The organism is Micromonospora sp. BL4, assembly GCF_003667505.1.
Lineage (GTDB): Bacteria > Actinomycetota > Actinomycetes > Mycobacteriales > Micromonosporaceae > Micromonospora.
Genome location: NZ_RCVJ01000157.1, coordinates 1 through 6138 on the forward strand (window position 1 = coordinate 1; position 6138 = coordinate 6138).

Here is a 6138-nt window from a genome sequence, read left to right on the forward strand (position 1 = left end):
ACCGCCCACGGCGGGCGGGCCGCCGGCGGGAGGCTCGCCAGGGTCGCGTCGCGGGCGTCGGCGGCAGCGCCGGCCAGCTCGGCGGCGCTGGCGAACCGATCCGCCGGCCGCTTGGCCAACGCCCGCGTGACGACCGCCACCACCGCCGGTGGGGCGTCCGACGGCAGCGGCGCCGGTTCGTCCTGGGCGTGCCGCAGCGCCACCGCGAGCGGGTTGTCACCGTCGAACGGCGGCTGCCCGGCGAGGCAGAAGTACGCCACCGCGCCCAGCGCGTAGACGTCGGTGGCGGGGGACACCGGCTGCCCGGTGGCCTGCTCGGGGGACATGTACGAGGCGGTGCCGAGCACCATGTTCGCGGCGGTGAGCCCGGCCATGCTGCGGGACCGGGCGATGCCGAAGTCGACCAGCACCACCCTGCCGTCCGCCTTGAGCAGCAGGTTGCCCGGCTTCACGTCCCGGTGCACGATGCCGGCGAGGTGAGCGGTGTGCAGCGCCTCCGCGGCCTGCGCGAGCACCGACATGGTGGTGGCCGCGTCCAGCCGGCCCGCCGCGCGTACCCGGGCCGACAACGGCTCGCCCTCGACGTACTCCATCACCAGGTAGTCGACCCGGCCGCCGTCGGCGAGCGTGGCCTGCCCGACGTCGTGCACCGCGACCACGCCGGGGTGCCGCAGCGCCGCCAGCATCTGCGCCTCGGCCCGGAACCGCGCGGTGAACTCCGGGTCGGCGACCAGCGACGGCAGCAGCACCTTCACCGCCACCTCGCGTTCCAGCAGCACGTCGGTGCCGCGCCAGACCGCGCCCATCCCGCCCGTCGCCACCCGCTCGTCCAGCCGGTACCGGTCCCCGAGCAGCACTCCCCGTGTCAGCACCGAGCCACCGTACCGGCCGACGTTGATGGGTTGATCAGCCCGTGGGTCGCGGCCGGGGCGAGCGAGGGGCCGTTCCGGGTCGGGCCGACTACGCTGGCGAGGGTTCGTCCCACGGGGACTTCAGCGGCGAGGGGAGACGCGGCATGGCGTGGAGCTGGCGGTACGAGGGCACGGACGGCCAGACGGTCGAGGGACCGGCGGAGTCGTTCGGCAGCCAGGCCGACGCCGAATCCTGGATCGGTCAGTCCTGGCGGGAGCTCGCGGCGTCCGGCGTCACCTCGGTCGCGCTCGTGGAGGACGACCGCGTGGAGTACCGGATGAGCCTGCTGCCCACGGCCGAGTGATGGGGTACGACCGGCCGGGCGGGGAGCGGCTGGTGCTCGGCGTGCCCAGGGCGGCGTTCCGGCCCAGCCCGGTCTTCCTCGGCCTGGTCGCGCTCTTCGCGGTCAGCGGGGTGCTGGCCTGGAACGGGTACGGCAGCGTCCGGTTCGACGTGTTCGTCTTCGTGGTCTCCGGGTGGCTGGTCTCGCTCTGCCTGCACGAGTACGCGCACGCGGTGGTGGCCTTCCGGGCCGGCGACCGGGACATCGCCCACCGCGGCTACCTGACGCTCAACCCGTTGAAATACACCCACCCGCTGCTGTCGATCGTGCTGCCGGTGGTGGTCGTGCTGCTCGGCGGCATCGGCCTGCCCGGCGGCGCGGTGTGGGTGGACCGGCACGCCATCCCGGGCCGCTTGCGGCACACCCTGGTCAGCCTCGCCGGCCCGGCGACCAACGTGCTGTTCACGCTGGTGCTGGTGGCGGCGTTGCGGATCGGCATCGAGGCGGGCGGCCCGGTGGAGTTCTGGGCCGGAGTGGCGTTGCTGGCCTTCCTCCAGCTCACCGCGAGCGTGCTCAACCTGCTGCCGGTCCCCGGTCTGGACGGCGGCAACATGATCCAGCCGTGGCTCAACCCGCAGTGGCGCCGGATGTACGACCTGTTCGCCCCGTACGGCTTCCTGCTGCTCTTCGCGCTGCTGTGGAACCCGCGCATCGGCGGCTGGTTCTTCGACGCCGTCTTCGCGGTCGGGGATCTGCTCGGCCTGCCCTCGTGGCTCTACGCCACCGGCCTCGACCTGATCCGCTTCTGGCGGAGCTGACCGGCTTCTGGCGGAGCTGACCGGCTTCTGGCGGAGCTGACCGGCTTCCGGCGGAGCCGACCGGGCCGACCCGGTCCGGTCGGCGCGCGAACCCGCGCGGACCGGACCGGGGCCGGCGTCAGGGACGCTGGGCGGGGGACTCGGTCTTCGCCGGGTCCCGCTCGGTGACCGGCTCGACGATCTCGTCGATGGCCTTGAGCAGCTCGGCGTCGAGCTTCACCCCGGCCGCCTTGACGTTGTCGTGCACCTGCTCCGGGCGGGACGCGCCGATGATCGCCGACGACACGTTCGGGTTCTGCAACACCCAGGCCACCGCGAGCTGGGCCATGCTCAGCCCGGCCTGCTCCGCGAGGGGCTTGAGCTGCTGAACCCGGGTCAGCACGTCGTCGTTCATGAACCGGGAGATGAAGCCCGCGCCCGACTTCTCGTCGGTGGCGCGGGAACCGGCCGGCGGCGGCTGCCCCGGCAGGTACTTGCCGGACAGCACGCCCTGCGCCATCGGCGACCAGACGATCTGCCCGATGCCCAGCTCCTCGCTGGCCGGCACGACCTCGGCCTCGATGACCCGCCAGAGCATCGAGTACTGAGGCTGGTTGGAGACCAGCGGGATGTGCAGCTCCCGGGCGAGCGGGTGGGCGGCACGCAGCTGCTCCGCGGACCACTCGGAGACGCCGATGTAGTGCGCCTTGCCGGAGTGCACGACGTCGGCGAACGCCTCCATCGTCTCTTCCAGCGGCGTGCTGTGGTCGTACCGGTGGGCCTGGTAGAGGTCCACGTAGTCGGTGCGCAGCCGGCGCAGCGAGCCGTTGATCGACTCCATGATGTGCTTGCGGGACAGGCCGCGGTCGTTGCGACCGGGACCGGTGGGCCAGTAGACCTTGGTGAAGATCTCCAGGCCCTCGCGACGCTCGTTCTGCAGCGCCCGGCCGAGCACGTCCTCGGCCCGGGTGCCGGCGTACACGTCGGCGGTGTCGAAGGTGGTGATCCCCGCGTCGAGGGCGGCCCGCACGCAGGCGAACGCGGCGTCCTCCTCGACCTGCGAGCCGTGGGTGATCCAGTTGCCGTACGAGATCTCGCTGACCAACAGGCCGGAACGGCCCAGGTGTCGGAATTCCATGCCACGACCCTAGCCCCGCCGGTTCGGAGTCGCCGAACCGCCGGTCAGAGCACGGGGTTGGCGTCGGTGAGCAACCGGTCGATCTCGGCCAGCACCGCGGCGCGGTCGCGGTGCACCGGATCGATGAGCGGCTCGCCCCGCCGGTCCAGCGCGCCCCAGCGTCCGGTGGCGTCGCCGACCAGGAACGCCACCGGGTGGATGACCAGCATGGGGTGCGCCGGGGGCACCAGCGGTGTGCCGTTGCGGTCCACCACGCCCCGCCGGCCGCCGACGTCGACCACGGCGAGGCCCTCGTCGGTGAACCCGTCGATCTGCTGCCCGTCGGCCAGTTCGGTGGCGAAGCCGTGGTAGCGGGTGGGCACCACGATCCGGCCGGTCCGGTCGACCGCACCCCAACCCTCGCGCCGCACGGCGGCCACGCCGCGGCGGAACGGGCGCACCTCGGCGAAATTGGGTCGCACCTGCACCTCGCCGGTCGCGTCGATCGCCGTCCAGCCGCCGTCCGTGACCACCCAGGCGAGGCCGTCGCTGAACGGGCGCGCCGCGCGGTAGGTCGGAGGGATCACCGTCGTACCGAGCAGGTTGATCAGCGACCACCGGTCGGTGTCCGGCCGGCGGACCCAGGCCAACCCGTCGTGGAACGGCTGCGCCTCGGCGTAGCGGGCGGGGATGACGAGGTCACCCTCCGGGTCGGTGTACCCCCACAGCGGTCCGTCCCGGCCCGGCATCGGGGGCCGGTCGCGGTCGAGCACCTCGTCCCGACCCCGGGGGTACGGCCCGAAGCCGTCCGCCGCGGCCCGGGTGGCGACCGCGTCGAGGGCAACCCGGATCCGGTCCAGCAGTTCGGCGTCGCCGGCGCCGCGCAGGTCGAGGGCCTGCTCGAAGTGGTGGCAGGCCTCCATCAGCCGGCCCTGATCGTGACAGGAGCGCCCGGCGTGCTCGTGCAGGGCGGCCCGCAGCCGGTCGGGCAGCTCGACCGAGTTGGCTTTGGCGAAGAGCTGGTCGGCCTCGGCGAAGTCGCCGCGCCAGCGCAGCACGTGGGCCAGCCGGGCCTGGGCCAGCGCGGTCCGGCGCAGCTCGCCGGTGGCCTCGGCGTAGGTGAGGGCGAGCCTGCCGTCGGCCAGCGCGTCGTCCAGTTCGCCCAGGATGCGGGAGGTCACCGCCCGCAGGCTGAGCAGCCGCGCCCGGGCCCGGTTGTCGATGGCCGAGCCCAACTTCTCGGTCAGCCGCCGCCGGATCGCCCGCATGTCGTCCGGCTCGGTCAGCTCTTCCCGAAGGGTGACCGGGTCCAGCCGCCACCGGTACGCCGCGAGGACCTGCTCCGGGTCGCCCTGCTCGGCCAGCGGCCGACGGGCCGCCGGCGGCGCAGAGACGGGCGGCGCGGCGGATGGCGGCGCAGAGGCGGGTGGCGCGGACACCGGTGCGCTCTCCCCGGGTGGTCCGCTCCGCGGCCCGGGAACGGCTGCGGCCGGCGGCGCGGAGACGGGCGGTGCGGAGATCGGCGCTGCGGGCGGGGCCGAGACTGGCGGGGCCGAGACCGGCGGGGCCGAGACCGGCGGGGCCGAGACCGGCGGGGCTGAGACTGGCAAAGCTGAGACCGGCGGGGCTGAGACCGGCGGGGCTGAGACCGGCGGGGCTGAGATTGGCGCGGCTGAGACCGGCGGGGCTGAGATTGGCGTGGCTGAGATTGGCGCGGCTGAGACCGGCGCGGCCGGGTCCGGCTCAGCGGGCTCCGGCTCAGCGAGCTCCGGCGTGACGAGCTGGTTCGGGTCGTCGGACGGCGTAGGTCGGGCCGACAGGTCAGCGCTGGACACGTCGTCGGCCTGTGGTTCGCCGGTGCTCCGATCGTCCAGCGCGTCCAGTGGTGGCTCGTCCGGCGCGAAGCGCACCTCGTCCACCGGGTCGCGCTCGGCCGGGCCGCTGTCCCGTGCGGGCCCCGCGGAGACCGGCCGCTCCAGCGGCGCCGCGATCGGCTGGTGGGCGTCGGCCGATGCCGGCGGTGCCGATACCGGCGGCGCCGATGTCGGCCAGTCCGGTGTCTCCGGCTCGTCGAGGCGATCGGCCGTCCAGCTGTCCGGTTCGTCGTAGGCCGGCGCGTCGCGGGATCCGGAGACGTCGAGGTCGGTCTCGGACACCGGGTAGGCCGGCGGTGCGGACACCGGGTGGGCCGGCGGTGCGGACACCGGGCCGAGGGTGTCCATGCGTGTCGACCCGACCGCAGGGTGAGGATCGGTGACCACGTCGTCGGCCCAGGCATCGCGGTCGCCGGTGACCGGTTCGGCCGGCGGTGCGGAGACCGGTTGCGCGGGCGGTGCGGAGACCGGCCGGGCCTGGGACGTGGGGGCCAGCGCCACGACAGCGGGCTCGACCGTGGCATGCGGCTCGGTCGTCCGGCCATCGGCGGCCGGCTCGGCACCGGGCGTCGACGGGTCGGACTCCGCTCCGGTCGGCACGGAGGAACTGGCCTCGCCAGCGGCGGTCGACCGGTCGTCGGTGGCCTCGGTCGGCTGCCGGTCCGTCTCCGGTTCGTCCTGGTCGGACTCCACCTCCTGAGCAGGGTTGAACCAGGCGGCCGGTCCCCGGGTGACCGGAGTCTCGACCGGCTCGGGGATGGGCGCTACCGGCGCTTCCGACGGCGGTGGGGGTACGTAGCGGCGCGGCATGCCGGGTGCCAGGGGAATCGCCGGCTCGGCGTCCGCCGTGGGTGTCGGAGCCGGGGATGTCGGTGCCGTGGACGTCCGAGCCGGGGGTGGCGGGACCGACGGGGAATCCGGGGCCTGCCAGGCGGGCGGCGGCGCGGCCGGCGGGCGCGCGCCCGCCGTCGGGGCCGGCTGCTCCGGCGGTGTCGGCTCGGCCGGCGTCCGGCGCTCGGGGGACACCGGCGGGTCCGGGTGTTCGTCGGACAGCGGCGGGTCCACCGGCGCCGGCAGGAACTCCAGCCGGAGCCGGGCGGCCGGCGGACCCGAGACGGGTACGTCGGCCGCCGGTGAGACCGGAGCCGCCGACAC

At 74.6% G+C, this 6138-nt stretch carries 5 protein-coding genes; 2 read left to right on the top strand and 3 right to left on the bottom strand.

Features of this window, described 5'->3' with window-relative positions; all coding sequences use genetic code 11:
• Nucleotides 1-872, bottom strand: an 872-nt coding sequence (locus tag EAD89_RS21140) for a serine/threonine-protein kinase (protein ID WP_147458845.1), incomplete at its 3' end; no start/stop codon positions are given.
• Nucleotides 873-1015: 143 nt separating this feature from the next.
• Here EAD89_RS21140 and EAD89_RS21145 point away from each other — a divergent pair.
• Nucleotides 1016-1216 (top strand): hypothetical protein, encoded by a 201-nt coding sequence (locus tag EAD89_RS21145; RefSeq protein ID WP_121652208.1) that lies wholly within the window; start codon nt 1016-1018, stop codon nt 1214-1216.
• Complete coding sequence (locus EAD89_RS21150) at nt 1216-2013, top strand: site-2 protease family protein (RefSeq protein WP_121652207.1); 798 nt, start codon at nt 1216-1218, stop codon at nt 2011-2013. Before EAD89_RS21145 ends, EAD89_RS21150 begins: the two co-directional genes overlap by 1 nt.
• 118 nt (nt 2014-2131) lie before the next feature.
• On the opposite strand, the gene EAD89_RS21155 is transcribed toward EAD89_RS21150, so the two are convergent.
• Both EAD89_RS21155 and EAD89_RS31105 read right to left on the bottom strand, forming a co-directional pair.
• Nucleotides 2132-3130, bottom strand: a complete 999-nt coding sequence (locus EAD89_RS21155; protein WP_121652206.1) for an aldo/keto reductase family protein — start codon at nt 3128-3130, stop codon at nt 2132-2134.
• Nucleotides 3131-3174: 44 nt separating this feature from the next.
• Nucleotides 3175-4548, bottom strand: coding sequence for a WG repeat-containing protein (locus EAD89_RS31105; RefSeq protein WP_121652205.1), 1374 nt, complete (start codon nt 4546-4548; stop codon nt 3175-3177).
• Nucleotides 4549-6138 lie beyond the last annotated feature (1590 nt).